Below are 24,383 nucleotides of genomic sequence, written 5' to 3'. Positions count from 1 at the left end.
CGGGCCGACGGCCAGGACGACGCCCTCCTGGGGCTTCTCCTTGGCGGTGTCCGGGATAACCAGGCCGGAGGCCGTGGTGGTCTCGGCGTCGAGCGGCTGGACCACGATGCGGTCCTCGAGCGGCTTGATGGCAACCTTGCTGCTGGTGGTCACGTCCGAGCTCCCCTTCGGAGATTACGGGGTTGTCTAACGGGTAGTGGCGAACCTGCGGATCTGCCGTCGCGGGGGTCAGACACGCTTCTTCGCGTTAGCACTCCCCTGGTGGAGAGTGCCAAGGACGACCATAGGCCGCGGTTAGCACTCAGTCAACCAGAGTGCCAACGGCGCGCCCCTGAGTTTCGGGCGGCGGAATGAGTAGCCGTACTCATGTACGACAGACCTCCCCTGGCCAGACTTGCGCCATGGCCAACACCCCGGTCCGCATCGGACCGTCCCGGCTGCAGGACGCCCTGCTCGCGCTCGCGGCCCTCCTGCTCCTCGCGGCCGTCCCGGTCGGGCTCTTCCTCCTGACGCTCGCCGTCGCCGCGGCCGTGCACGGCGGACACGACGTCGTCCTCACCGTGGGCCTGTTCACCGCGGCGGCCGCCTGCGTCGCCGCCCCGCTGCCGGTGATGCTCCGCAGCCGGCGGGCCGGGTACGAGCTCCTGCCGGTCGCCGCCGTCCTGGCACCCTTCCTGCCCACGCTCTGGCTCTGCCTGGGCCTGCCCGGTCTGTGACCGGCGAGAATGGCCCCGTGGAGACCGAGAACCTGCAGCCCCTGCTGACCCCCCAGGGCCAGGCCCTGCTCGCCGAACTGCGCGAGTTCACCCCCGAGGAGGAGCTGGCGCTGGCCACCCGGCTGCGGCGGGAGCACCCCGCGGAGCTGGTGTCGGCGGCGTTCGGCCAGGCCCGGCTGCGGCAGCGGGCGCGGGCCAAGTTCGGCGAGGACGCCGACCTGATGTACTTCACGCCCAACGGGGTCGAGCAGTCCACCCGGCGCAGCGTCGCCGAGTGGAGGGCGCAGCGCTTCGCCGGGCTGGGCGTGCGCCGGCTCGCCGACCTCTGCTGCGGGATCGGCGGGGACGTGATCGCGCTGGCCCGGGCCGGGATCGAGGTGCTCGCGGTCGACAGGGACCCGGCGGCCTGTGCCGCCACCGCCGCCAACGCCGCCGCGCTGGGCCTGGCGGACCTGGTCGAGGTGCGCTGCGCGGACGTCGCCGACGTCGACGTCACCGGCTTCGACGCGGTCTTCACCGACCCCGCCCGCCGCACCTCGCGCGGCCGGGTGTTCGACCCCGAGGCGTACGCCCCGCCGCTCTCCTGGGCGGTCGAGGCGGGCCGGCGCACCCGGGTCGGCGCGCTGAAGGTGGCCCCCGGCATCCCGCACGAGGCCGTCCCGGCGGACGCCGAGGCCGAGTGGGTCTCCGACCACGGCGACGTCAAGGAGGCGGTGCTCTGGTTCGGCACCGGGGCCCAGCGCCCACACCGCGCCACCCTGCTGCCGCAGGGCGCCTCACTGGCCGGCGGTGACCTGCCCGACCCGCCGGCCGGCCCGGTCGGCCGCTACCTGTACGAGCCGGACGGTGCGGTGATCCGCGCCCACCTGGTCGCCGAGGTGGCCGGGCAGGTGAACGGCCGGCTGATCGACCCGAAGATCGCCTACGTCACCTCGGACGAGCTGGTCGCCACCCCGTACGCGCACGCCTTCGAGCTCACCGACGTGCTGCCGTTCCACATCAAGAAGCTGAAGGCGCTGCTGCGCGAGCGGGGGGTCGGCACGGTGGTGATCAAGAAGCGCGGGATGGCGATCACCCCGGAGGAGCTGCGCCGCCAGCTGAAGCCGAGCGGCCCGAACTCCGTCACGGTGATCCTCAGCCGCACCGACCACGGCCCGCTGATGATGCTCGGCCGGCCGGTCCAGGCGCCCTAGGCGGTCGGGTCGGGGGCTGGGCGGTCGGGGCCTAGGAGGCCGGGGCCTGGATGTAGTCCTCCAGCCGGGCCACCGCGAAGCCCTGCTCCTGGATCCGGGCCAGGAGCTCGCCGAACATCTGCGTCATCGTCGCGCCCTTGAGCTCCTTCGGGCCGCGGAAGTGCGCCAGGATGATGTCGCCGGACTTCAGCTTCTGGTCCGCCGCCTGGTACTGCATGTCGTGGATCTGCATCGACTCGCGCCAGAGCACGATGGCCCGCGGGCCGCACTGCTGCACGGAGGTGTTCAGGGTCGGCGTGTTGGCGCCGTCCCCGAACGGCGGGCGGAACAGCAGCGGCGCGGTGCCGTACTGCTGGGTGAGCGCGGACTGGGCGTCGCAGATCTCGGACTTCTGCTTCTCCGCCGGGATCTTGCTCATCACCGGGTGGTCCACGGTGTGGTTCTGGACGTGGTTGCCGAGCGCCTGGAGCGGCTTGAAGTAGCCGTAGTTGTCCTTGACGATGTCGCGGGTCAGGAACATCGAGACCGGGACCTTGAGGTCGGTCAGCATCTCGACGAACTTCGGGTCCTTCTCGGCGCCGTCGTCGATGGTGACGAAGACGACCTTGTCGGTGGTCTTCACGTCGCTGAACACCGGCACCGGGCCGGTCCGTTGGAGCTTCACCGGCTTGTCGGCGGGCGGCGCGGGGGCGGGCGGCAGCGGCTTGAGGTTCCACTTCGTCCAGGCCGCGGCGTCCCCGGCGGCCGGCGCCGCGGCGGGCGGGGTGGCGCCCGGGGCCTGGCCGGCGGGCGTCCCGGAGGCGGCGCCGGAGGACTGCGCCGCGGCGGGCGGGGTGGCGACCATGGCCGCCTTGCCGGACCCGCCGCTGCCGCCGCTGCCGCATCCCGTGGCAGCGGCCAGCAGGGCCAGCGCCCCCACCGCGTACGTCCTCGTCCTGCTCCGCCCGTACCTCTTCACCGCGCCGCGCTCCCCGGTCCCGTCCAGCCGTCTCTCAGCTATGTGCACGGTAGCGGCCGGGTGTTCGGTTCCCGGGCAGGCCTACGAGCGGCTACTCCACATGCTGGCTGGTGAAGGACCAGCGGTGCACCGGGCGGCCGACCAGCCCGGCGGGCGGCTCGGCGACCGGCACCGGCTCCCCCGTCCACCAGGTGACGAGCAGCACGCGGTCGCCCGGCGCGCCGAACAGCTCGGTGCGGACCAGGCCGGCCGAGCCGCGCAGCGCGGGCAGCGCGGTCTCCCGCACCCAGGCGGCCAGCTCCGCGCCGCGCCCGTCGGCGGCCCGGGCCTCCCACATGGCGGCGGTGGTGGTCACTTCTCCCCGCCCAGCGCCTGGTAGGCCTGGCCGTGGAAGTCGGTGTGGGGGACGTGGACCTCGGTGACGGGCAGCGAGGAGTCGGCCGAGAGGTCGAAGGAGGACGGCGCGCGGTCGCGCCAGACCATCTCGGCACCGAGCGCGGCGACCATCGCACCATTGTCGGTGCACAGGCCCGGACGCGGCACCCGCAGCCGGATACCGGCCTTGTCGCAGCGCTGCTGGGCCATCTCGCGCAGCCGCGAGTTGGCCGCCACCCCGCCACCGATCATCAGGTGGTCGACGCCGTTCTCCCGGCAGGCCTTGACCGCCTTGCGGGTCAGCACGTCGGTGACCGCCTCCTGGAAGGACGCCGCCACGTCCGCGACGGGCACCTCCTCACCGGCCCGGCGCCTGGCCTCCACCCAGCGGGCGACGGCGGTCTTCAGGCCGGAGAACGAGAAGTCGTACTCCGGGTCCTTCGGGCCGCTCAGGCCGCGCGGGAAGGCGATCGCCTTCGGGTCGCCCTCGCGGGCGGTGCGGTCGACCACCGGGCCGCCGGGGAAGCCCAGGCCGAGCACCCGGGCCACCTTGTCGAAGGCCTCGCCGGCCGCGTCGTCGATGGTCGCGCCGAGCGGGCGGACGTCGCTGGTGATGTCCTCGCTGAGCAGCAGCGAGGAGTGGCCGCCGGAGACCAGCAGGGCCATCGTGGGCGAGGGCAGCCGGCCGTGCTCCAGCTGGTCCACGCAGATGTGCGAGGCGAGGTGGTTGACCCCGTACAGCGGCTTGTCCAGCGCCCAGGCGTAGGCCTTGGCGGCGCTGACGCCGACCAGCAGCGCGCCGGCCAGGCCGGGGCCGGCGGTGACGGCGATGCCGTCCAGGTCGCTCGCCTTGACGCCGGCGGTGTCCAGGGCGCGCTGGATGGTGGGGATCATCGCCTCCAGGTGCGCGCGGCTGGCGATCTCGGGCACCACACCGCCGAACCGGGCGTGGTCGTTGACGCTGGAGGCGACCGCGTCGGCGAGCAGCGTGGTGCCGCGCACGATGCCGACACCGGTCTCGTCGCAGGAGGTCTCGATGCCGAGGACGAGCGGTTCGTCAGCCATGGCGGGTTTCCTTCAGGTCCTTCGGTTCGGTGCTTGGGTGGTGGAGGCACATGACCAGGGCGTCGACGTTGGCCGGCTGGTAGTAGCCGCGGCGGATGCCGACCGGCTCGAAGCCGAACCGCTCGTACAGCCGCTGGGCGCGCGGGTTGTCGACCCGCACCTCCAGCAGCAGTTCCGTGCAGCCGCGCCGGGCGGCCTCCCGGACGAGGTCGGCCAGCAGTGCCGCGCCGAGGCCGGAGCCCTGGTGGCGGTGGTCGACGGCGATGGTCTGCACGTCGCCCTCGCCGGCCACCACCATCAGCCCGGCGTAGCCGACGATCGCGCCGTCGGCGGTGGTCGCGACGGTGTAGTGGCGGGTGCCACCGGGGTGGGTCTCGGCCAGCTCGGACCAGTACATCCCGGTGGACCAGGCGTCCTCCGGGAAGAGCTCCAGCTCCAGCTCCATCACCGGGGCGATGTCCCACCAGCGCATCGGGCGCAGGGTGGCGGTGGCGGCCGCGTCGGCGAGGCGGGTGGCGCTGCTCGGGCCGGTCACGCCGGGAGCACCGCCTTGTAGCCGGCCGGGACCTGGGCGTCCGGGCGGCGCAGGTAGAGCGGCACGTTGGGCAGCAGCTCGCGGCCTGCGGCCAGCTCGGCGGCGGCGAAGCCGGCCAGCGCGCCGGCCGAGACGTGCTCGGGCCCGTGCGCGCCCGGGAAGGCGTCCGGGTAGAGCAGCGCGCCGGCGCCGACCGCGCGCGGGTGCGGCGTCAGCTCGGCCGGGCGGTCCACCGCGGGGCCCTCGGCGCGGCGGCCGTCGGCGTCGTACGAGGCCCAGTAGACCTCCTTGCGGCGCGCGTCGGTGGCCACCGTGAACGGCTCGCCGGCCAGGCCCCCGGCGCGGGCCTGGTGGGCGATCGCGTCCAGGGTGCAGACGCCGTGCACCGGGATGCCGAGCGCGTGGCCGAGCGCGGCAGCGGTGACCAGGCCGACCCGCAGCCCGGTGTACGGGCCTGGGCCGACGCCCACCGCGATGCCGGTCAGCCGGTGCTTGTCGACGCCTGCCGTCCGGAGCACCCGGTCGATGGCGGGCAGGAGCAGTTCACCGTGGCGCCTGGCGTCGACCTGGTCGGTCTCGGCGAGGACCGCCGTGCCGTCGTGGACGGCGGCGGTGACGGCGGGGGTAGCGGTGTCGAACGCGAGCAGCAGCACAGGTCAAGGTTAGACCGGCCGGGGCGGGGGACGGCCGCCGGTCTCGCCCCGCCCGCTCCGGCCCGTCCCCGGCCGGGCCCCGGGCCCGGTTTCCGGGCCCGGCCCTGGCCCGCCTCCGTTCCCGGTTCCGCTCCGCCCGATCGAGAAGGTGTCCGGATCCGGAACACACGTCCTACGGGGTGCGGGTCCCGGCGGACGGACCTGGCACGATAAGGCCGACGGGTTTTGGGACGGCGGTGGGAGCACACGTGGCGAAGATGGGTCCTGGAGTGGTGGTCACGGGGTTGACCTTGGGGGCCCTCGCGGTGGTGAGCCTGCTGGCCTTCCAGGCCAACGGCGCGCAGGACCGCGCGGGCGGCACCCGCCCCAGCACCGCCGCGTCCGCGTCGTCGAGCGGGCCGGCCGCCTCGGCCACCCCCACCGCCTCGGCCACCCCGACCTCCCCCGCACTGCCCACCGTCTCGGGCACCGGCCTGCGGGTCGTCTACTCGGTCGGCAGCCACCACGTCTGGCTGGTCGACCCCAAGAAGAACCCGCAGGTGGTGGCCGAGTTCGCGGTCACGCCGGGCTCGGTGGAGCCGGTCCCCGGCAGCTACCCGGTCTACAGCCGGACCCCCACCAGCACCGGCACCGACGGCCGCCAGATCGAGCACGTGGTGCGCTTCGCCCAGCAGAACGGTGTGGTGTTCGGCTTCAGCGCGGCCGTGGACGGCGCCACGCCGACCACCGACCCGAAGACCAAGACCGGTGGCATCCGCAGCAGCCGTCCCGACAGCCAACTGCTCTGGGACTTCGCGCCGAACGGCACCAAGGTGGTCGTGATCGCCTGACCCGCCCGGCGCCCTTCGGGGTGCTCCGCGGGGCGCTCACGGGAGGGGCGCAGGCGGGAGGGGTGCAGGCGGCGGCTTCAGGCGGCGCGCGGGGTTCCGGCCGTCGGCCCGGCCGCCTCCTCCGGCACCCCTGCCGCCCTGGCGCTCTCGCGGCGCTCCGGCGGGGTGGAGACCGCCTCCGCGGCCGCACACGCGGCCAGCAGAGCTCGCATCGGCGCGCCCTGGACACTGCGGGCGGGCTCTCCGGCCCCGGTGCCGCGCGGCGCGCGCTCCGGGGCGGGGGTGGTGCTCGACATGGCGCCTCCCTAGTTAGGCAGACCTAACCGCAGCACCTATCCCATCACGCCCGGTCCCCCGCCCGCAACACTTTGCCGACAGCCTGTCGGCAACCGTCGGCGACGGCGTCCGGGAGCGGCGACGGGAACGGCGGACGGGGGACGGAGGCGAGGGCCCGCCGGGGCGGGCGGGGCCGGACGGGTCAGACGGGACCGGGCGCAGGCTCAGGCGAGCTTCGCCAGCTCCACCCCGGCCCAACGCGGTCCGATCCCGGTCAGCACCACCCGGCGCGGGTCCAGGTCGTCCGCGTCGTCCTCGTCCGCCGCGCCACCGAGGGCACGCTCGATCCGGACTTCCAGCCGGTCCTCGGACAGCCGCTCGACCTTGCCCTCGCCCCACTCGACCACCACCACCGACTCCGGCAGCGAGACGTCCAGGTCGAGGTCCTCCATCTCGTCGAGGTCCCCGCCCAGCCGGTACGCGTCCACGTGCACCAGCGCCGGGCCGCCGACCAGCGACGGGTGTACCCGCGCGATCACGAAGGTCGGCGACGTGACCGCCCCGCGCACCTGGAGCCCCTCCCCCAGGCCCCTGGTCAGCGTGGTCTTCCCCGCCCCCAGCTCGCCGGAGAGCAGGACGAGGTCCCCCGGCCGCAGCAGCGCGGCCAGCTCGCGGCCGAGCCGGCCCATCCGCTCGGGGGTGGCGACGGTGAGGGTGGCGTGCGAGCCCATGCGTGAATCAAGCCCTTCGGTGCGTTCCGTACGGCGGCGCGCCGACCGCCGGGCGCCCCCGCTACGGTGCCACATCCCCGCCCGCCCGCGCTCCGGGCCCGGTCTGCACCGATATCACCGCCTTTGCCGCCGGGGCCGGCGGTTCAAGGCACCCCCGCGCTCAGGGACCTCCCAGGATGCCGCTACGGTCCTGCTTCTGTTCCCCGTCCGGACCGTCTCGCGGCTCCCCCGCACCGGTCCGCACCCCCTGCGCCGGGCCCCCCGACGGCCCGGTCCCCCCACGCGAGGTCACACTCCATGAAGCTCCGTCGCGGTCTCGCGATTTCCGCCGTCGCCGCCCTGGCCTCGGCCTCCGTCATCGCCACCGCCCCCGCCGCCCTCGCCGCTCCGCAGAGCGGCACGGCGGCCACCAGCAGCCAGGCCCCGGCCGCTGCCCAGGACGTCCGCCCGCACCTGACGATCAAGAACGTCCCCGCGCAGATCGTCGCCGGGGGCGCCCCGGTGACCTTCACCGTCGAGATCAGCAACACCGTGGGCCACGACATCGCCTTCCTGCCGTTCATCGCCACGGGCGCGGACCACTCCCCGCTCTACGCCAAGCGCCAGAAGCTCCAGTACCAGGACGTGACCACCAACGACTGGCGTGACGCCAGCTACGTGACCCCCGCGGACGAGCCGTATCCCTACGCCCTGCTCGGTGCGATGGACAACGGGGTCGAGGCCGACGACGCCTACCTGTTCCTGGCCGCCGGCGAGAGCCTGAGCATCCAGGTCCGGCTCTCCCTGACCGGCGAGGCCGTCCCGGACACCGCAGCCGTCCAGTTCGCGACCACCTCCTTCGACCTGGACTCGCCCGAGCCGCAGGCGGCCGCCGCCCTGAGCGAGCCCGCGTGGTTCACGATCGTCGCGGCCGGCGGCGGCACGGCCGGCCCGAGCACCTCCGCCAGCCCGAGCGCCACGGCCTCGCCGTCCACGACGGCCAAGCCCACCGCCACGGCTACGGGCTCTCCGTCGGCCTCTCCGTCAGCCTCGGCGTCGGCGTCCGCGTCCGCGTCCGCTTCGGCGTCCGCTTCGGCTTCGGCTTCGGCTTCGGCTTCGGCTTCGGCTTCGGCGAGTGTCAGCCCGAGCGCCCCGGTGACCAGCGCGGTTCCGGCGACGCCGAGCGCCTCGGCCGGCACCACCGGCTCCGCCAAGCCCGCTCCGGCCGCCTCCTCGGCGACCACCGCCGCACCGGCGTCCGGCGGCCATGTCGTTCCGGCCTCCCACGTCGCCCCGGCCACGGTCAAGGCGCCCAAGCCGTCCGCCGACACGATCGCCCGGGCCAAGGCGAAGGCCGCCAAGCGTCCGTCCGGAGGCTCCAACCTGGCCACCACCGGTGGCGGTGACGACACCACCGCCATCGGCGTGGCCGGCGGCGTCGTCCTGGCCGCCGGTATCGGCACCGTCGTCGTGCTGCGCCGCCGCAAGGGCGGCGCAAGCGCCTGACGCCCCGCGGTCGTCCCGTACGCCGGCGGCCCGGGCCCTCTCCGCGAGGGCCCGGGCCGCCGGGCGTTCAGATCAGGTCACTCACCGAGGGCGGCAACGGGGCCGCCCGCCGGAAGTCGGCCGCCTGCTTGAGCAGGGCGGCCAGACGCTGGTCGACCAGGCCGGGGCGCTCCAGCATCACCAGGTGGCCCGCGTCCTCGACCAGGACCAGTTCGGCTCCGGGCAGCCGCTCGGCCATCGCCTCGCTGTGGCCGGGCGGGGTCAGCAGGTCCTTGGTCCCGGCCAGCACCAACGTGGGGATGCCGCGTAGGGCGGCCAGTGCGGCGGACTTCTCGTGCGCCCCGAAGACCGGGTAGAACTCGGCGACCACGTCGATCGGGGTGGCGTCCAACAGCTGCTCGGCGAACCGGACCACGCCCGGGTCGACGTCCTTGCCGCCGAAGGAGAACTTCCGGTAGAAGACGGCGCTGACGTCCGCGCCCATCCGACGGGTCGCCTCCACCAGCTCGACCTGCCGACCGAGCAGCTTCATCACGCCCGGCGCGACCTTCTTGAACAGCCGGGCGCCGGCCGCCGGCAGGCCGAGGGTGACGGCGTCCCAGTCCCCCGCGAGGGTTCCGATCAGCGCGACTGCGGCGACCCGCTCCCGGAACAGCTCCGGATGCTGGTCGGCCAACGCCATCAGCGTCATGCCACCCATCGAGTGGCCGACCAGGACCAGCGGCCCGGTCGGTGCGACGGCGTCGATCACAGCCTTGAGGTCCCCGCCCAGCTGGTCGATGCTCGCGGGTTCGCCGGCCAGGTACGAGCGGGAGCGCTCGGAACGGCCGTGGCTGCGCTGGTCCCAGAAGACCAGGCGCATGCCCTCGCGCAGGGCGGCGCGCTGGAAGTGCCAGCTGTCCTGGTTGAGGCAGTATCCGTGGCAGAAGACCACGGTCAGGGGCTCGGTGCCGGCGGCGCCGGGCGAGTCCGGGGCATCGGCGGCTGCTGTGGCCACTGTGGCTGCTGTGGCTGCCGCGGCCGCGAGGCCGGGGCGGCGGCCGGCCCGGGCGAGGGCGCCGGAGCCGCCGAGCAGGCCGGGCAGGCCGGTGCGGTCCACCGTGCCACCGGCGTCCGGGGTATCGGGGATGTCCGCAGTGTCCGGGGTATCGGGGGTATCCGGGGTATCGGGGGCGTCCGTGCGTTGGCGGGTGAGCCGGCCCCGCCGGACCGCCGTGGTGGGCTCCGGCCTGGTTTCCACACCGACTGCCGTACCTACTGCCGTGCGCGTCTCCGTGCCTGCTTCCGGCCCGGTCGGCGCGGGGCGCAGCCGGACGGGCTCGGGCCAGCCGGTGCCGTCCAGCTCGACGTACAGCTCGGTGCCGTCGGCGGCGGTCACCGTGCAGGGGCGTCCGCGCATCGAGCCGTACGGGGCATTGGCGTCCAGTTCGGCGCGGGCCCGACGGCGGGTCGCCCGGCCGACCGTCAGCCGTTCGATCGCCACACCGGCGGCCGCACTGGCCGCGACCACGCCGACCGAGATGCCGATCAGGCCCGCCCTGCTCACCCCGGACGCCGCGCCGGCGGCCTTGGCCACCGCCGCCACCGGACCGGAGCCGGGCTCCTCGCTCATGCGCGCGGGCCCTCGGCAAACCGGCCGTCACCGTTGACGCGCAACAGGTCCATGGCGAGCCGGTCCACCGTCAGCGGGTCCACGGCGAGCCGACCCCCGGCCAGCGGGTCCACGGCGAGCGGGTCCTCGGCGATGCCGCCGACGTAGCGGCGCGGCACCCGGGCGCCGATCCGGGTCACGATCTCGTACGAGATGGTGCCGCAGGCGCGGCCCCAGTCCTCGGCGGTCGGCTCGCCCTGCTCGCCGCTGCCGAACAGCAGCACCTCGTCGCCGATCGCCGGGGTGTCCCCGCCGAGGTCGACGACGAACTGGTCCATCGCCACCCGGCCCGCCACGGTCCGCCACTTGCCCGCGATCTGCACCGGGCCGGTCCCGCTGGCGTGCCGGGGGATGCCGTCGCCGTAGCCGACCGGGACGAGGCCCAGCGTGGTCGGGCCCGGCGTCGTGTAGTGGTGGCCGTAGCTGACCCCGTGCCCGCCCGGGACGTGCTTGACCAGTGCCAGCCGGGCGGTCAGCGCCATCACCGGGCGCAGGCCGAAGTCCGCGGGCGTGCCGACCTCCGGGACGGGCGACAGCCCGTACATCGCCAGGCCGGTGCGCACCATGTCGTAGTGCGACTGCGGGAGCAGCAGGGAGGCCGGCGAGTTCGCGAGGTGCCGGACCTCGGGGCGCAGCCCGGCCGCCTCAGCGACGTTCAGGGCCTCGCGGTAGGAGTCCAGCTGGGCCTGGATGGACGGGTGTCCGGGCTCGTCGGCGGCCGCGAAGTGCGACCAGATGCCGACCACCGTGAGCAGGCCCTCCGCCTCGGCGCGCCGGGCGGCCGCGACCAGCTCGGGCCAGTCGTGCGGCTGGCAGCCGTTGCGGCCGAGACCGGTGTCGGCCTTCAGGTGCACCCGGGCCGCGACCCCGGTCGCCCGGACGGCGGCCAGCAGCTCGTCCAGCGCCCACTGTCCGCTGACGGAGACGTCGACATCGGCGAGCAGCGCCTCGCGCCAGGGGCCACCGGGCGTCCAGAGCCAGCAGAGGATGCGGGCCTGGTCGGAGCGGATGCCGGCGGCGCGCAGCGCCAGCGCCTCCTGCGGGAGCGCCGTTCCGATCCAGCCGATCCCTGCGGCGACCGCCTCGCGGGCACACCGGACCGCGCCGTGGCCATAGGCGTCCGCCTTGACCGTGGCCATCACCGCTGCCCCGCCCACACGCTCGCGCAGCGCGGCCAGGTTGCCGCGCAGGGCGGCCAGATCAATGGTCGCCTCGGCCCGTACGCCGTCGGTGAGGGTGGCCGTGCCGGTCGTCTTCGCAGTTGTCATCAGGGTCAGTCTCCCAGACGTCCCGGAGTCCTCGCCGAACGGCCCGTCGGCGCGGCGGCCCCACGCCCCACCCCGCTGTTCTGGACGCCCACGTATCACCGCTGGTTGCACCCCCGCGGAGTGGAAAGTCGGACCGGCCGACTTCCCACTCCGGCCCCCGCTCCGGCTGGCCGCCAGCCAGCCGCCGCCCGCGCGGCGCGAAACTATGTAGACCGGTCTACAGACGCCCGTCCACCGCACCCCCGCACCCCCGCACCCCCGCACCCCCGCACCAGGAGTCGGCCCCGCCGACTTCCCACGCCGGCCAGCCCCGCCCAAGACACCGCGAAGCCAGGATTATGCAGACCGGTCTACAGACTCCGCACGCACTCACAAGGAACTATGTAGACCGGTCGGTCTATTCACCCGTGCTCCCCGCCGAGGCCCGTACGTCGCGCCACACCACCGGGAGTGCGGCGGCCACCTGCAACGCCGTGACCGGTGCCCCCGGGGCGCCGGCCGCGTGCCGGCCGGCGAGGCCGTGCAGGTAGGCGGCCACCGAGGCGGCGTCCAGAGCGGGGAGGCCGGCCGCGAGCAGGGAGCCGGCCAGGCCGGCGAGCACGTCGCCGCTGCCCGCCGTGGCCAGCCACGAGGTACCGGTCGGGTTGACCCGCACCGCCCCGCCCGGGTCGGCGACCACCGTGGTGGAGCCCTTCAGCAGCACCGTCGCCCGGTACGCCGAGGCGAGCCGGCGCGCGGTGGTCAACCGGGCGGCGGCCAGGTCGTCGGCAGCCGGCGGGGTGGTGCCGTACACCCCGGCCAGCAGCCGCGCCGCCTCGCCCGTGTGCGGGGTGAGCAGCGTGGGCGCCGTCCGCCCGGCGAGCGCGTCCGGGCCGAGCCGGCCCAGCTCGGTGAGGCCGTCCGCGTCCACCAGCACCGGCACGTCGCTCGCCAACGCCTCGGCGAGCGCCTGCCGCGCCCCCTCGCCGCCGCCGGGGCCGACCACCCAGGCCTGCACCCGCCCGGCGCCGGCCGGTCCGCCCTCGGTGACCAGCGCCTCCGGGAATCGCCGCACCACCTCCTCGGCCGCCGTCCCGACGTACCGCACCGCCCCCGCGCCGCCGTGCAGCGCCCCGGCGACCGCGAGCAGCGCCGCCCCCGGGTACGTCGCCGAGCCTGCCGCGACCCCGACGACGCCGCGCCGGTACTTGTCGCTCTCCGCCCCGGGCTCCGGCAGCAGCGCCCCCACCTCGGCGTGCTGCAACGCCTCCACCCCGGCCGGCGGCAGGTCCAGCCCGATCCCCACCAGCTGCACGGCCCCCGCGTACGCGGCGCCCGGGTCGATCAGCAGCCCCGGCTTGTACGTTCCGAAGCAGACCGTGACGTCCGCCCGCAGTGCCACGCCCGCCATCTCGCCGGTGTCGGCGTCCACCCCGCTGGGCACGTCCACGGCCACCACCACGCCGCGCCGCGCGGCCCGCGCGTAGGGCTGCGCCTCCGGGCGCAGGCCGCCCTGCCCGCCGATGCCGACGATGCCGTCCAGCACCAGGTCCGCGCACGAGAAGTCGGCCAGGCCGACTTCCTGTTCCGACACCACCCGCCCGTGTGCCGCCCGAAGCGCGGCCAGACCTCCCGCGTGGGCGCGCGCCGGGGAGAGCAGCACCGCCGTCACGCGCGCACCGCGCCGAGCCAGCGCCGCACCGGCGTACAGGGCGTCACCCCCGTTGTCGCCGCTGCCCGCGAGCACCACCACCCGGCTGCCGTAGACCCGGCCACGACGGCGTGTCAGCAGCCGGGCGCAGGTGGCGGCGAGACCGGCGGCGGCCCGCTGCATGAGGGTCCCCTCCGGCAGGCGGGCCATCAGTTCGGCCTCGGCGGCCCGGACCTCTTCGACACGGTGAGCGCGGCGCATGCAAAAGCCCTTAACCCTCGGCGATGACTACCGCCGACGCTACGCCCGCATCGTGGCTGAGCGACACGTGCCACGAACCGACGCCGAGTTCGGCCGCCCGGGCGGCCACCGTCCCCCGCACCCGCAGCTCCGGCCGGCCGGAGTCGGCGGTCACCACCTCGGCGTCCGTCCAGTGCAGCCCGCCCGGCGCGCCGAGCGCCTTGGCCAGTGCCTCCTTGGCCGCGAACCGCGCCGCCAGCGAGGCCGTGCCCCGCCGCTCCCCCGACGGCAGCCGCAGCTCCCCCGGTGTGAACAGCCGCTCCGCCATCCCCGGCGTGCGCTCCAGCGCGGCCCCGAACCGGTCGATGGCGGCCACGTCGATCCCGACCCCGATGATCACCTGCTGCTCCTCCGGCTTTGCGGGACACTTTCGAGTGACAACCACTTCGATCCCCCACCGGTATCGGTCCGTAGGCCTACCGTGTCGCTCGCAAGGCAGACAGGAGCACGGACCAGCAGGAGGGAGAAGGGCCATGGTCGCCATGCCGGCAGTCGAGCGTCCGCTGGACCAGGACAACCTCCTCCAGGCATTCCTGGAGCTGGACACGCCGCCCGGGTTCAAGGCCGAGCTGATCGAAGGGGAGATCGTCGTGACGCCACCGCCGGACGGGTCGCACGAGACCGCGTTCTCGCTGCTCAACAGGCAGTTCATGCGGAAGGCCGAGGTCGAGTTCGATCTCTCGGGGAACAAGGGGCTGATCACCCCCAAGGGCCGGTTCATTCCCGACGGCACCATCGCCCCGGTCGGCCACTTCGAGAACGCCGGCTCCTGGGCGGACGCCTCCGGTGTCCTGCTGGTCTTCGAGGTGACGTCGACCAACCCGGTCAAGGACCGCACGGCCAAGAGGCACGGCTACGCCGCCGCCGGCGTGTGCTGCTACCTGCTGGTCGACCGCAGCGAGGCCAAGGCCACCCTGTTCACCGACCCGGAGGGCGAGGACTACACCGCCCACAGCCAGGTCGACTTCGGCAAGCCGCTCGACCTGCCCGCTCCCTTCTCCTTCACCCTCGACACCGGGCCCCTGCGGTAGGGCGCAACCACCGCAGGGGCCCGGCACCGGCTACTACTCGACGGTGACCGACTTCGCCAGGTTGCGCGGCTGGTCCACCTCGTGGCCCTTGGCCGTGGCCAGCTCGCAGGCGAAGACCTGCAGCGGCACGGTGGAGACCAGCGGCTGGAGCAGGGTCGGCGTCGCCGGAATGCGGATCAGGTGGTCCGCGTACGGCACGACCGCCTCGTCGCCCTCCTCCGCGATCACGATCGTGCGGGCGCCACGGGCCCGGATCTCCTGGATGTTGGAGACGATCTTGTCGTGCAGGATCGACCGCCCGCGCGGCGAGGGAACGACCACCACGACCGGCAGCCCCTCCTCGATCAGCGCGATCGGCCCGTGCTTCAGCTCGCCCGCCGCGAAGCCCTCGGCGTGCATGTACGCCAGCTCCTTGAGCTTGAGCGCACCCTCCAGGGCGACCGGGAAGCCGACGTGCCGGCCCAGGAACAGCACCGAACGGGCGTCCGCCAGGGAGCGGGCCAGCTCGCGCACCGGCTCCATGGTCTCCAGCACCTGCTCGACCTGCTTCGGCGCGTCGCCCAGCTCGCGGATGATCGTGAAGATCTCGTCGCCCCACTTGGTGCCGCGCACCTGGCCCAGGTAGAGGGCGACCAGGTAGCAGGCCACCAGCTGGGTCAGGAACGCCTTGGTGGAGGCGACGGCAACCTCGGGACCCGCGTGCGTGTACAGCACCGCGTCCGACTCGCGCGGGATGGTGGAGCCGTTGGTGTTGCAGATCGCCAGCACCTTGGCGCCCTGCTCGCGCGCGTGCCGCAGCGCCATCAGGGTGTCCATGGTCTCGCCGGACTGCGAGATCGCGATGACCAGCGTGCCCGGGCCCATGATCGGGTCGCGGTAGCGGAACTCGGAGGCGACCTCGACCTCGCAGGGGATGCGGGTCCAGTGCTCGATCGCGTACTTGGCGATCATGCCCGCGTGGAACGCGGTGCCACAGGCGACGATGACGACCTTGTCGACCGAGCGCAGGTCGGCGTCGGAGATCCGCAGCTCGTCCAGGGTGAGCCGGCCGTCGGTGCCGATCCGGCCGAGCAGGGTGTCGGCGACGGCCTTCGGCTGCTCGGCGATCTCCTTGAGCATGAAGTAGTCGTAGCCGCCCTTCTCGGCGGCCGAGGCGTCCCAGTCCACGTGGTACTCGCGCACGTCGGCGGGGGTGCCGTCGAAGTTGGTCACCGTGACGCCTTCCCGGCGCAGCTCGACGACCTGGTCCTGGCCCAGCTCGATGGCCTCGCGGGTGTGCGCGATGAACGCGGCGACGTCCGAGGCGAGGAAGTTCTCGCCCTCGCCGCGCCCGACCACCAGCGGCGAGTTGCGGCGGGCGCCGACCACGACGTCCGGCGCGTCGGCGTGCACGGCGACGAGGGTGAAGGCGCCGTCCAGCCGGCGGCAGACCACCCGCATGGCCTCGGCCAGGTCGCCCTCGTACACCTCGCCGAGCAGGTGCGCCACGACCTCGGTGTCGGTCTCCGAGCGCAGCGTGTGGCCGCGCTCGGCCAGCTCGGCCCGCAGCTGGGCGAAGTTCTCGATGATGCCGTTGTGCACCACCGCGACGCGGGCGGCGTCGTCCAGGTGGGGGTGGGCGTTGGCGTCCGTCGGGCCGCCGTGGGTGGCCCAGCGGGTGTGGCCGATGCCGGTGGTGCCGCCGGGGAGAGGGGTCTCGGCGAGCGACTTCTGCAGGTTGGCGAGCTTGCCCGCCCGCTTGTCGGTGGCCAGGCTCCACTGCCCGTCGGAGCCCTGCACCTGCACCGCGACACCGGCCGAGTCGTAGCCCCGGTACTCCAGGCGCTGCAGGCCTGCGATTACTACATCAAGGGCGGGCTGAGCGCCCACATATCCAACAATTCCGCACATGCGTGCCAGCATAAGGGCGCCCAGGACGCCCTCATCCCACGCTCCACCCACAGCGCGTGACCGACACCACAGCCACCGTGAACGCCGCTACGGCCCACAATGGAGCATGTGCTGACCGAACTCTGTACGCGGGGCGCCGCCACGCCCGGCCCGTCACCGTCCCCCTACGTGGACCTCAGCCGGGCCGAGTGGAGCGCGCTGCGCGAGCGTACGCCGCTGCCGCTGACCGCCGAGGAGGTGGAACGGCTGCGCGGCCTGGGCACCGCCCTCGACCTGGACGAGGTCCGCGACGTCTACCTGCCGCTGTCCCGGCTGCTGAACCTCTACATCCACGCGACGCACGACCTGCGCGGCGCGCTGGGCACCTTCCTGGACACGCCGGACACCGAGCGCACCCGCACGCCGTTCATCATCGGCGTGGCCGGCTCGGTCGCGGTCGGCAAGTCCACCACCGCCCGCCTGCTCCAGGCGCTGCTGGCCCGCTGGCCCGAGCACCCCCGGGTCGAGCTGGTCACCACCGACGGCTTCCTGCTGCCCAACGCCGAGCTGCGCCGGCGCGGCCTGATGGCGCGCAAGGGGTTCCCCGAGTCGTACGACCGCCGCGCGCTGATGCGGTTCGTGGCGGACGTGAAGGCCGGCAAGGAGCGGGTGACCGCCCCGGTCTACTCGCACCTCGTGTACGACATCGTGCAGGGCGAGCGGCTCACCGTGGAGCGCCCGGACATCCTGATCGTCGAGGGCCTGAACGTGCTCCAGCCGGCCCTGCCCGGCACCGACGGCCGGACCCGCCTCGCCGTCGCCGACTACTTCGACTTCTCGATCTACGTCGACGCCCGCACCGACGACATCGAGAGCTGGTACCTCTCCCGCTTCAAGAAGCTGCGCGACACCGCCTTCCAGGACCCGAACTCCTACTTCCGCCGCTTCACCGAGGTGCCGGAGGAGGAGGCGATGGAGTACGGCCGCCAGGTCTGGCGAACCATCAACAAGCCCAACCTGCTGGAGAACGTGCTGCCCACCCGCGGCCGCGCCACCCTGATCCTGCAGAAGGGCCCGGACCACAAGGTCCGCCGCGCCCTGCTCCGCAAGCTCTGACGGGACGCCACAAGGCCCCCGCCGAACGGCGGGGGCCTTCGCGTTTGACCGGCGGTCAGCCCAGGTGGGTCCGGACGGCCTCGGCCAGCCGCTCGGCGACGGCCTTGGCCTGCACCTGGTCGGCGGCCTCGACCATCACCCGGACCAGCGGCTCGGTGCCGGACGGGCGCAGCAGCACCCGGCCGGTGGAGCCCAGCTCGGCCTCCGCCTCGGCGACTGCGGCGGCCAGCTCCTGACTGGTCTTCACCCGGCTCTTGTCGACGCCCTTGACGTTGATCAGCAGCTGCGGGAGCCGGGTCATCACGGCGGCCAGGTCGGCCAGCGGCTGCTTGGTCGCGGCCAGCCGGGCACCCAGCATCAGGCCGGTCAGGGTGCCGTCGCCGGTGGTGGCATGGTCCAGCAGGATGACGTGGCCGGACTGCTCGCCGCCCAGCGCGAAGCCGTGCTCCTTCATCGCCTCCAGCACGTAGCGGTCACCGACCGCCGTCTGCACCAGCTCGACGCCCTCGCGCTCCATCGCCAGCTTGAAGCCCAGGTTGGACATCACGGTGGCGACGGCGGTGTTGCCGCGCAGCGTGCCGGCCTCCTTCATGGCGATGGCCAGGATCGCGATGATCTGGTCGCCGTCGACCTCGTTGCCGTCCGCGTCGGCGGCCAGGCAACGGTCGGCGTCGCCGTCGAGCGCGATGCCGAGGTCGGCCCGGTACTCCTTCATGGCGGAGCGCAGCCGGTCCAGGTGGGTGGAGCCGACACCGTCGTTGATGTTGAGGCCGGTGGGCTCGGCCCCCAGGGTGTGGACGACCTCGGCGCCGGCCCGGGCGAAGGCCTCGGGGGCGACGTACGCGGCCGCGCCGTGGGCGCCGTCGATGACGACCCGGATGCCGTCCAGGCGGTTGGGCAGCACGCCGATCAGGTGGGCGACGTACTTGTCGAAGCCCTCGGTGTACTCGCGGACCCGGCCGACGGCGGCGCCGGTCGGGCGCTTCCACTCGTCGCTGCCGACGGAGTACGTCCGGTAGTGCGTCTCGATCGCGTCCTCGATGCGGTCGTCCAGCTTGTGGCCGCCGCGGGCGAGGAACTTGATGCCGTTGTCCGGCATGGCGTTGTGGCTGGCCGAGAGCATGACGCCGAAGTCGGCGCCGAGCGCGCCGGTGAGGTACGCCACCGCCGGGGTGGGGAGCACACCGACCCGCAGCACGTCGACGCCCGCGCTGGCGAGGCCGGCGATGACCGCGGCCTCCAGGAACTCGCCCGAGGCCCGGGGATCGCGGCCGACGACCGCGACCGGCCGGTGGCCGTCGAAGGCCCCCGCCTCACCGAGTACGTGCGCCGCCGCGACCGACAGCCCGAGCGCCAGCTCGGCCGTCAGCCCCTCGTTGGCCACACCGCGTACGCCGTCCGTACCGAAGAGTCGTCCCACAGTCCCGTCCTCCATCGCTGCTGCCGGCAGTGCCCGGCAGTGAATCCGATCGTTCCCCGGCCTCCGCACCGTGGCCGGGGAGCACGACGCCCCGGAGTACACGGGGTACTCCGGGGCGTGAGAGCGCAACCAGGGGTGTGACCACCAGGGCGGTACACACCCCTGGGGCGCAATTAGCGCTTGCTGTACTGCGGCGCCTTGCGGGCCTTCTTCAGACCGGCCTTCTTGCGCTCGACGGCACGGGCGTCACGCATCAGGAAGCCGGCCTTCTTGAGGGCGGCGCGGTTGTTGTCCACGTCGGCCTCGTTCAGGGCACGGGCGACGCCGAGGCGCAGCGCGTAGGCCTGACCGGAGGTGCCGCCACCCGAGATGCGGGCGACGACGTCGTAACGACCGTCGAGCTCCAGCAGCTTGAAGGGCTCGTTCACGGTCTGCTGGTGCACCTTGTTGGGGAAGTAGTTCTCCAGGGTGCGACCGTTGATCTTCCAGACGCCGGTGCCGGGGACGATGCGCACGCGGGCGATCGCCTCCTTGCGACGGCCAAGGCCGGCGCCGGGGACGGCCTCGCCGAAGCGGCCGGCCAGCGACTCGGAGGTGTAGCTCTCCTCGGAGGTGTACTCGCCCTCGACGACGGTCTCGTCGAAGTCGACCTCAAGGGTTTCAGTGGTCTCGGCCACGGTGTTCCTCAGCTCTTTTCAGTGTTGGGGGGCTAGGTGGCCGGAGTTACTGCGCGACCTGGGTGATCTCGAACGGCACCGGCTGCTGGGCAGCGTGCGGGTGCTGGTCGCCCGAGTAGACCTTCAGCTTCGAGAGCATCTGGCGACCCAGGGAGTTCTTGGGGACCATGCCCTTGATGGCCTTCTCGACGGCCTTCTCCGGGTTGTTCGCCAGGAGGTCGTCGTAGCGGACCGAGCGGAGACCACCCGGGAACCCGCTGTGGCGGTAGGCCAGCTTCTGGGTCTTCTTGTTACCCGACAGGTGCACCTTGTCCGCGTTGATGATGATGACGAAGTCACCGGTGTCAACGTGCGGCGCGTAGATCGCCTTGTGCTTGCCCCGGAGGAGGTTGGCGGCCTGGGAGGCCAGGCGGCCGAGCACGACGTCGGTCGCGTCGATGACGTGCCACTGACGCTGGACGTCGCCGGGCTTGGGGCTGTACGTACGCACGGTCGTAGCCTCTGCTTTTCAGTGAGTGAGTCCTGACAGGAGCACCCGGTCGAGGTCATCAGCCTGGCCGCCTTGGACGCAATTCAAGGGGGGCCGCTGGGTCGCCGACCTGGTATCTCCGGCGTACCGACCTCTCACGTGAGATAGAGCGAGCCAATACGCACAACAAGCACCCAGCCTACCGGGCCACCCCGGACGGGTCAAAAACGCTCAGCGGTCGCGCTCGACCCGGGTGACGTCCCAGACCGGCTCGGACGACTCGTAGACCCGGCCGTCCGCGCCGAACACCAGGAAACGGTCGAAGGTCTTGGCGAACCAGCGGTCGTGCGTGACACAGAGCACCGTGCCGTCGAACGCCTCCAGACCCGCCTGGAGCGCCTCGGCGCTCTCCAGGTCCAGGTTGTCGGTCGGCTCGTCGAGCAACAGGGCCGTCACACCGGAGAGTTCGAGCTTCAGGATCATCAGCCGGGCCTGCTGTCCGCCGGACAGCGACTCGAACTTCTGCTCCTCCTGCCGGTCCAGCTCGTACCGGCGCAGTGCGCCCATGGCGGCGCCGCGGCTGAGCGCGTGCTCCTCCTCGACGATCGAGCGCACCGTCCGGCCGAACAGCTCCGGGTGGGCGTGGGTCTGCCGGAAGTGGCCCGGCACGACCCGGGCGCCGAGCTTCCACGCGCCGGTGTGCGCGACCGTCTCGTCCCCGGCGAGCAGCCGCAGGAAGTGCGACTTGCCGGAGCCGTTGGAGCCCAGCACGCCCACCCGCTCGCCGTAGAAGACCTCCAGGTCGAACGGCTTCATCAGGCCGGTGAGCTCCAGCTGCTCCATGGTGAACGCGCGCACGCCCGTCCGGCCGCCCTTGAGGCGCATGGTGATGCTCTGCTCGCGCGGGGGCGTCTCCGGCGGGCCGGCGTCCTCGAACTTCTTCAGCCTGGTCTGGGCCGCGGAGTAGCGGGAGGCCATCTCGTGGCTGACCGAGGCGGCCTGGCGCAGGGTGACGACCAGCTTCTTCAGCTTGGCGTGCTCCTCGTCCCAGCGGCGGCGCAGCTCCTCGAAGCGCTCGAACCGGGCCTTGCGGGCGTCATGGAAGGTGTCGAAGCCGCCGCCGTGCACCCAGACGCTGCTGCCGGCCGCGCCGGACTCGACGCTGATGATCTTCTCCGCCGTCCGGGAGAGCAGCTCGCGGTCGTGGGAGATGTACAGCACGGTCTTCGAGGTGGCCCGGATGGCCTCCTCCAGCCAGCGCTTGCCCGGGACGTCCAGGTAGTTGTCCGGCTCGTCCAGCAGCAGCACCTCTTCGGGGCCGCGCAGCAGCGCCTCCAGGACGAGGCGCTTCTGCTCGCCGCCGGAGAGGGTGTTCAGGCCGCGCCACTGGGCCTTGTCGAAGGGCATGCCGAGGGCCGCCATGGTGCAGACGTCCCAGTCGGTCTCGTAGTCGTAGCCGCCGACGTCGGCCCAGTCGGAGAGCGCCTGGGCGTACGCCATCTGCGTCTTCTCGTCGTCCTGGGCGATCATCGCCAGCTCGGCCGCGTCCACCGCGCGGGCCGCGACGGCGATCCGCTCCGGGGCGACGGAGACCAGCAGGTCGCGGACGGAGGCGTCGGCGGGCAGCGCGCCCGGCGTCTGCGCCTGGTCCTCGCGGCCGGTGGTGCCGACGAACTGGCGCATCACGCCGAGGCCGCCGCTGATCGTCACCGAGCCGCCGTGCGGCTGGATGTCGCCCGCGATCATGCGCAGCAGCGTGGTCTTGCCGGCGCCGTTGGCGCCCACCAGGGCGACCGCGGCGCCCTCGCCGACCCGGAAGGACGCGTCGTCGAACAGCACCCGCCCGTCCGGCAGGTAGTACTCAAGGTGCGAAATCTCGACGTGTCCCATGAGGGAGATTGTCCCAAGCCGCGGCCGTGGGCCAAAACGGATTACGGGCGGCCCGGCAGGGTCCTGATCCGGCGGGCCAGCCGGCTGCGCTCGGCGAGCTGGTCGTCGGCCGGGTAGCCGACCTCCTCCAGCGTCAGCCCGTACGGCCGGATGACGTTGACCGCGGAGTTGCGCACCCCGCCGGCCAGCACCTCGCCGGGGAACTCCACCGGCCGGTGCCCGTCGCCGACCAGCAGCATCGCGCCGACCAGCGCCCGCACCATGTTGTGGCAGAAGGCGTCCGCCCGCACGGTCGCGACCGCCAGCGAGCCCTCCTGCGAGGCGTAGGAGTCCACCGGGACGCGGTCCCAGTGCAGCTCCAGCAGGGTGCGGATGGTGGTCGCGCCCTCGCGCTTCTTGCAGTAGGCGGCGAAGTCGTGCTCGCCCAGCAGCAGCTCGGCGGCCGCGTTCATCTTCCCGACGTCCAGCGGCCGGTCGTGCCAGAGCACGTGCCCGCGCAGCAGCGGGTCCACCCCGCCGGGGTGGTCGGCGACCCGGTAGGCGTACCGGCGCCAGATCGCGGAGAAGCGGGCGTCGAAGCCGGCCGGAGCCTCGCCGAGCCGGTAGATCCGGACGTCCCCGGGCAGCCGCCCGGCCAGCCGGCGCAGCAGCTTCTCCCGGTGCTCGGCCCACAGGGCGTCCGGCAGGTCGACGTGCGCGACCTGGCCGCGGGCGTGCACCCCGGCGTCGGTGCGGCCGGCAACGGTCAACGGGTACAGCTCGGTGCTGCGGGTGACGATCTGCAGCGCGGTCTCGATCTCCTCCTGCACCGTCCGCCGCCCGCCGCGCTGGCGGGCCCAGCCGGAGAACTCGGCGCCCTGGTAGGCGAGGTCGAGCCGGACCCGGACGTACCCGTCCGCCGGACCGTCCTTCACCGGCGGCCGCTCGGCACAATCGTTGACCACTGCTTCCCTCCCGGGACTGCTTCTTCTGCCCAAAACGGGGAACGGGCCCGCTCCCCCACGAATGGGAGGGCGGGCCCGCAACACCTGGAGGTGTCAGGCCTGCTCGGCGGCCTCGGCCTCGTCGGCCTTGGTCTCGACGGCGGCGGCAGCGGCCTCGTCGGCCTCCTTGACGGCGCGCTTGGTGGCGCCCTCGGCCTCGCCGACGGCGGTCTGCGCGACGGTCAGCGCCTCGACCAGCTCGATCACGGCCATCGGGGCGTTGTCGCCACGACGGGGACCGATCTTGGTGATGCGGGTGTAGCCACCCGGGCGGTTCTCGTAGCGCGGCGCGATCTCGGTGAAGAGGGTGTGCAGCACGGCGATGTCGGTGATCGTCTTGCGGACCAGGCGACGGTTGTGGATGTCGCCCTTCTTCGCCTTGGTGATCAGCTTCTCCGCCAGCGGGCGCATCCGCCGGGCCTTGGCCTCGGTGGTGGTGATGCGGCCGTACTGGAACAGCTCCCGGCACAGACCGGCGAGCAGCAGCGGCTCGTGGTGCGGGCCGCCGCCGAGGCGGGCACCCTTGGTGGGACGCGGCATGGAATTACTCCTTGAATCTCCGACTGCGGCCGTACCAGGTACCGCAACGGGCCTGTGGACACTGTGTCCGCAGGACTTTCATCGACCCACGGGAACGGCCGCCGAAGCGGCCGTTCCCACGGTTCAAACTCAGTACTGCTCGGTCTCCGCGTAACCCGCGTCGTCCAGGTCGTCGGCGCCGAAGGCGTCGGCGGCGGCGGTCGGGTCGAACCCGGGCGGGCTGTCCTTGAGGGCCAGGCCCATGCCGGCCAGCTTCGCCTTGACCTCGTCGATCGACTTCGCACCGAAGTTGCGGATGTCGAGCAGGTCGGCCTCGGAGCGGGCGACGAGCTCACCCACGGTGTGGATGCCCTCGCGCTTGAGGCAGTTGTACGACCGAACGGTGAGCTCCAGCTCCTCGATCGGCAGCGCCAGGTCGGCGGCCAGGGCGGCGTCCGTCGGGGACGGGCCCATGTCGATGCCCTCGGCGTCGATGTTCAGCTCGCGGGCGAGACCGAACAGCTCCACCAGGGTCTTGCCGGCCGAGGCCATGGCGTCACGCGGGCGCATGGCGGGCTTGGTCTCGACGTCGACGATCAGCTTGTCGAAGTCGGTCCGCTGCTCGACACGGGTGGCCTCGACCTTGTAGGTGACCTTCAGCACGGGGCTGTAGATCGAGTCGACCGGGATGCGGCCGATCTCCTGGCCGGAGGCCTTGTTCTGCACGGCGGTAGCCGCGACCG

25 protein-coding genes and 1 pseudogene are annotated in these 24,383 nt (G+C 73.3%); 6 read left to right on the top strand and 20 right to left on the bottom strand.

Translation table 11 applies throughout. The features are described 5' to 3' along the window. Positions 1 to 153 (bottom strand): annotated as a pseudogene (locus C2142_RS23205) (co-chaperone GroES); the annotation flags it as partial. Between the two features lie 248 nt (positions 154 to 401). On the opposite strand from C2142_RS23205, the gene C2142_RS23200 reads away from it, so the two are divergent. Together C2142_RS23200 and C2142_RS23195 are read left to right on the top strand one after the other, a co-directional pair. Beyond that, the gene (locus tag C2142_RS23200) at positions 402 to 716 is read left to right on the top strand and encodes a hypothetical protein (protein ID WP_148644414.1); all 315 of its coding nucleotides are present in this window, start codon (positions 402 to 404) and stop codon (positions 714 to 716) included. A gap of 17 nt (positions 717 to 733) precedes the next feature. Then, positions 734 to 1,909 (top strand): class I SAM-dependent methyltransferase, encoded by a 1,176-nt coding sequence (locus C2142_RS23195; RefSeq protein WP_148644413.1) that lies wholly within the window; start codon positions 734 to 736, stop codon positions 1,907 to 1,909. A gap of 31 nt (positions 1,910 to 1,940) precedes the next feature. Here C2142_RS23195 and C2142_RS23190 read toward each other — a convergent pair whose 3' ends face one another. The 5 genes from C2142_RS23190 to tsaB all read right to left on the bottom strand — a co-directional run bounded on the left by C2142_RS23190 (position 1,941) and on the right by tsaB (position 5,495). Beyond that, positions 1,941 to 2,867, bottom strand: a complete 927-nt coding sequence (locus C2142_RS23190; protein WP_241002736.1) for a polysaccharide deacetylase family protein — start codon at positions 2,865 to 2,867, stop codon at positions 1,941 to 1,943. Positions 2,868 to 2,958: 91 nt separating this feature from the next. Further along, entirely contained in the window at positions 2,959 to 3,204 is a 246-nt protein-coding gene (locus C2142_RS23185; protein ID WP_148644970.1) for a hypothetical protein, read from the bottom strand. 14 nt (positions 3,205 to 3,218) lie between these two features. Beyond that, positions 3,219 to 4,307 carry a tRNA (adenosine(37)-N6)-threonylcarbamoyltransferase complex transferase subunit TsaD gene (tsaD, locus tag C2142_RS23180; RefSeq protein ID WP_148644412.1) on the bottom strand — a complete coding sequence of 363 codons (1,089 nt, stop codon included), beginning with the start codon at positions 4,305 to 4,307 and terminating at the stop codon, positions 3,219 to 3,221. Continuing rightward, a complete protein-coding gene (gene rimI / locus C2142_RS23175) occupies positions 4,300 to 4,779 on the bottom strand; it encodes a ribosomal protein S18-alanine N-acetyltransferase (RefSeq protein WP_148644969.1) in 480 nt (159 codons plus the stop codon). Before rimI ends, tsaD begins: the two co-directional genes overlap by 8 nt. 59 nt (positions 4,780 to 4,838) lie before the next feature. Next, on the bottom strand, positions 4,839 to 5,495 hold the full coding sequence (tsaB, locus tag C2142_RS23170; protein WP_148644411.1) for a tRNA (adenosine(37)-N6)-threonylcarbamoyltransferase complex dimerization subunit type 1 TsaB: 657 nt from the start codon (positions 5,493 to 5,495) through the stop codon (positions 4,839 to 4,841). 284 nt (positions 5,496 to 5,779) lie between these two features. Here tsaB and C2142_RS23165 point away from each other — a divergent pair, with 284 nt between their 5' ends. Further along, the gene (locus C2142_RS23165) at positions 5,780 to 6,325 is read left to right on the top strand and encodes a hypothetical protein (protein WP_346766390.1); all 546 of its coding nucleotides are present in this window, start codon (positions 5,780 to 5,782) and stop codon (positions 6,323 to 6,325) included. 77 nt (positions 6,326 to 6,402) lie between these two features. On the opposite strand, the gene C2142_RS23160 is transcribed toward C2142_RS23165, so the two are convergent. Both C2142_RS23160 and tsaE read right to left on the bottom strand, forming a co-directional pair. After that, positions 6,403 to 6,621, bottom strand: a complete 219-nt coding sequence (locus C2142_RS23160; protein ID WP_148644410.1) for a hypothetical protein — start codon at positions 6,619 to 6,621, stop codon at positions 6,403 to 6,405. Between the two features lie 204 nt (positions 6,622 to 6,825). Beyond that, positions 6,826 to 7,332 (bottom strand): tRNA (adenosine(37)-N6)-threonylcarbamoyltransferase complex ATPase subunit type 1 TsaE, encoded by a 507-nt coding sequence (gene tsaE / locus C2142_RS23155; protein ID WP_148644409.1) that lies wholly within the window; start codon positions 7,330 to 7,332, stop codon positions 6,826 to 6,828. 297 nt (positions 7,333 to 7,629) lie between these two features. Between tsaE and C2142_RS23150 the strand changes: the two genes are divergently transcribed. Next, positions 7,630 to 8,817 carry an LPXTG cell wall anchor domain-containing protein gene (locus tag C2142_RS23150; protein WP_153882809.1) on the top strand — a complete coding sequence of 396 codons (1,188 nt, stop codon included), beginning with the start codon at positions 7,630 to 7,632 and terminating at the stop codon, positions 8,815 to 8,817. Positions 8,818 to 8,884: 67 nt separating this feature from the next. Here C2142_RS23150 and C2142_RS23145 read toward each other — a convergent pair whose 3' ends face one another. From C2142_RS23145 to C2142_RS23130, 4 genes are all read right to left on the bottom strand, one after another. After that, entirely contained in the window at positions 8,885 to 10,429 is a 1,545-nt protein-coding gene (locus tag C2142_RS23145) for an alpha/beta hydrolase (protein WP_241002735.1), read from the bottom strand. Next, the gene (gene alr / locus C2142_RS23140; RefSeq protein WP_148644406.1) at positions 10,426 to 11,736 is read right to left on the bottom strand and encodes an alanine racemase; all 1,311 of its coding nucleotides are present in this window, start codon (positions 11,734 to 11,736) and stop codon (positions 10,426 to 10,428) included. The genes C2142_RS23145 and alr overlap by 4 nt, the downstream gene beginning before the upstream one ends. A 397-nt stretch (positions 11,737 to 12,133) precedes the next feature. After that, positions 12,134 to 13,627 carry an NAD(P)H-hydrate dehydratase gene (locus C2142_RS23135; protein WP_148644405.1) on the bottom strand — a complete coding sequence of 498 codons (1,494 nt, stop codon included), beginning with the start codon at positions 13,625 to 13,627 and terminating at the stop codon, positions 12,134 to 12,136. A gap of 10 nt (positions 13,628 to 13,637) precedes the next feature. Continuing rightward, on the bottom strand, positions 13,638 to 14,006 hold the full coding sequence (locus C2142_RS23130) for a holo-ACP synthase (protein ID WP_241002734.1): 369 nt from the start codon (positions 14,004 to 14,006) through the stop codon (positions 13,638 to 13,640). Positions 14,007 to 14,139: 133 nt separating this feature from the next. On the opposite strand from C2142_RS23130, the gene C2142_RS23125 reads away from it, so the two are divergent. After that, positions 14,140 to 14,697 (top strand): Uma2 family endonuclease, encoded by a 558-nt coding sequence (locus tag C2142_RS23125; protein WP_241002733.1) that lies wholly within the window; start codon positions 14,140 to 14,142, stop codon positions 14,695 to 14,697. A 33-nt stretch (positions 14,698 to 14,730) separates the two neighbouring features. Here C2142_RS23125 and glmS read toward each other — a convergent pair whose 3' ends face one another. Then, positions 14,731 to 16,587 carry a glutamine--fructose-6-phosphate transaminase (isomerizing) gene (glmS, locus tag C2142_RS23120; RefSeq protein ID WP_148644404.1) on the bottom strand — a complete coding sequence of 619 codons (1,857 nt, stop codon included), beginning with the start codon at positions 16,585 to 16,587 and terminating at the stop codon, positions 14,731 to 14,733. Positions 16,588 to 16,686: 99 nt separating this feature from the next. Between glmS and coaA the strand changes: the two genes are divergently transcribed. Further along, complete coding sequence (gene coaA / locus C2142_RS23115; RefSeq protein WP_148644403.1) at positions 16,687 to 17,682, top strand: type I pantothenate kinase; 996 nt, start codon at positions 16,687 to 16,689, stop codon at positions 17,680 to 17,682. Between the two features lie 55 nt (positions 17,683 to 17,737). Here the strand turns inward: coaA and glmM are convergent, their stop codons facing one another. From glmM to C2142_RS40270, 7 genes are all read right to left on the bottom strand, one after another. Next, positions 17,738 to 19,102, bottom strand: coding sequence for a phosphoglucosamine mutase (glmM, locus tag C2142_RS23110; RefSeq protein WP_148644402.1), 1,365 nt, complete (start codon positions 19,100 to 19,102; stop codon positions 17,738 to 17,740). A 173-nt stretch (positions 19,103 to 19,275) separates the two neighbouring features. Then, the gene (rpsI, locus tag C2142_RS23105) at positions 19,276 to 19,779 is read right to left on the bottom strand and encodes a 30S ribosomal protein S9 (protein ID WP_148644401.1); all 504 of its coding nucleotides are present in this window, start codon (positions 19,777 to 19,779) and stop codon (positions 19,276 to 19,278) included. Between the two features lie 46 nt (positions 19,780 to 19,825). Then, positions 19,826 to 20,269 (bottom strand): 50S ribosomal protein L13, encoded by a 444-nt coding sequence (rplM, locus tag C2142_RS23100; protein ID WP_014136251.1) that lies wholly within the window; start codon positions 20,267 to 20,269, stop codon positions 19,826 to 19,828. Between the two features lie 210 nt (positions 20,270 to 20,479). Next, a complete protein-coding gene (locus C2142_RS23095) occupies positions 20,480 to 22,138 on the bottom strand; it encodes an ATP-binding cassette domain-containing protein (RefSeq protein WP_148644400.1) in 1,659 nt (552 codons plus the stop codon). Positions 22,139 to 22,179: 41 nt separating this feature from the next. After that, positions 22,180 to 23,082: a tRNA pseudouridine(38-40) synthase TruA gene (truA, locus tag C2142_RS23090; RefSeq protein WP_241002732.1), complete on the bottom strand. Its 903-nt coding sequence runs from the start codon at positions 23,080 to 23,082 to the stop codon at positions 22,180 to 22,182. 93 nt (positions 23,083 to 23,175) lie between these two features. After that, positions 23,176 to 23,661 carry a 50S ribosomal protein L17 gene (gene rplQ, locus C2142_RS23085; RefSeq protein WP_148644399.1) on the bottom strand — a complete coding sequence of 162 codons (486 nt, stop codon included), beginning with the start codon at positions 23,659 to 23,661 and terminating at the stop codon, positions 23,176 to 23,178. Positions 23,662 to 23,790: 129 nt separating this feature from the next. Next, positions 23,791 to 24,383, bottom strand: a 593-nt coding sequence (locus C2142_RS40270) for a DNA-directed RNA polymerase subunit alpha C-terminal domain-containing protein (protein ID WP_277347268.1), incomplete at its 5' end; no start/stop codon positions are given.

Origin of the sequence: Streptomyces sp. CB01881, assembly GCF_002953255.1 — a bacterium.
Classification (GTDB): Bacteria; Actinomycetota; Actinomycetes; order Streptomycetales; family Streptomycetaceae; genus Kitasatospora.
The sequence above is the reverse complement of the archived record's forward strand: the minus strand, read 5'-3'. Positions and strand labels throughout refer to the sequence as shown.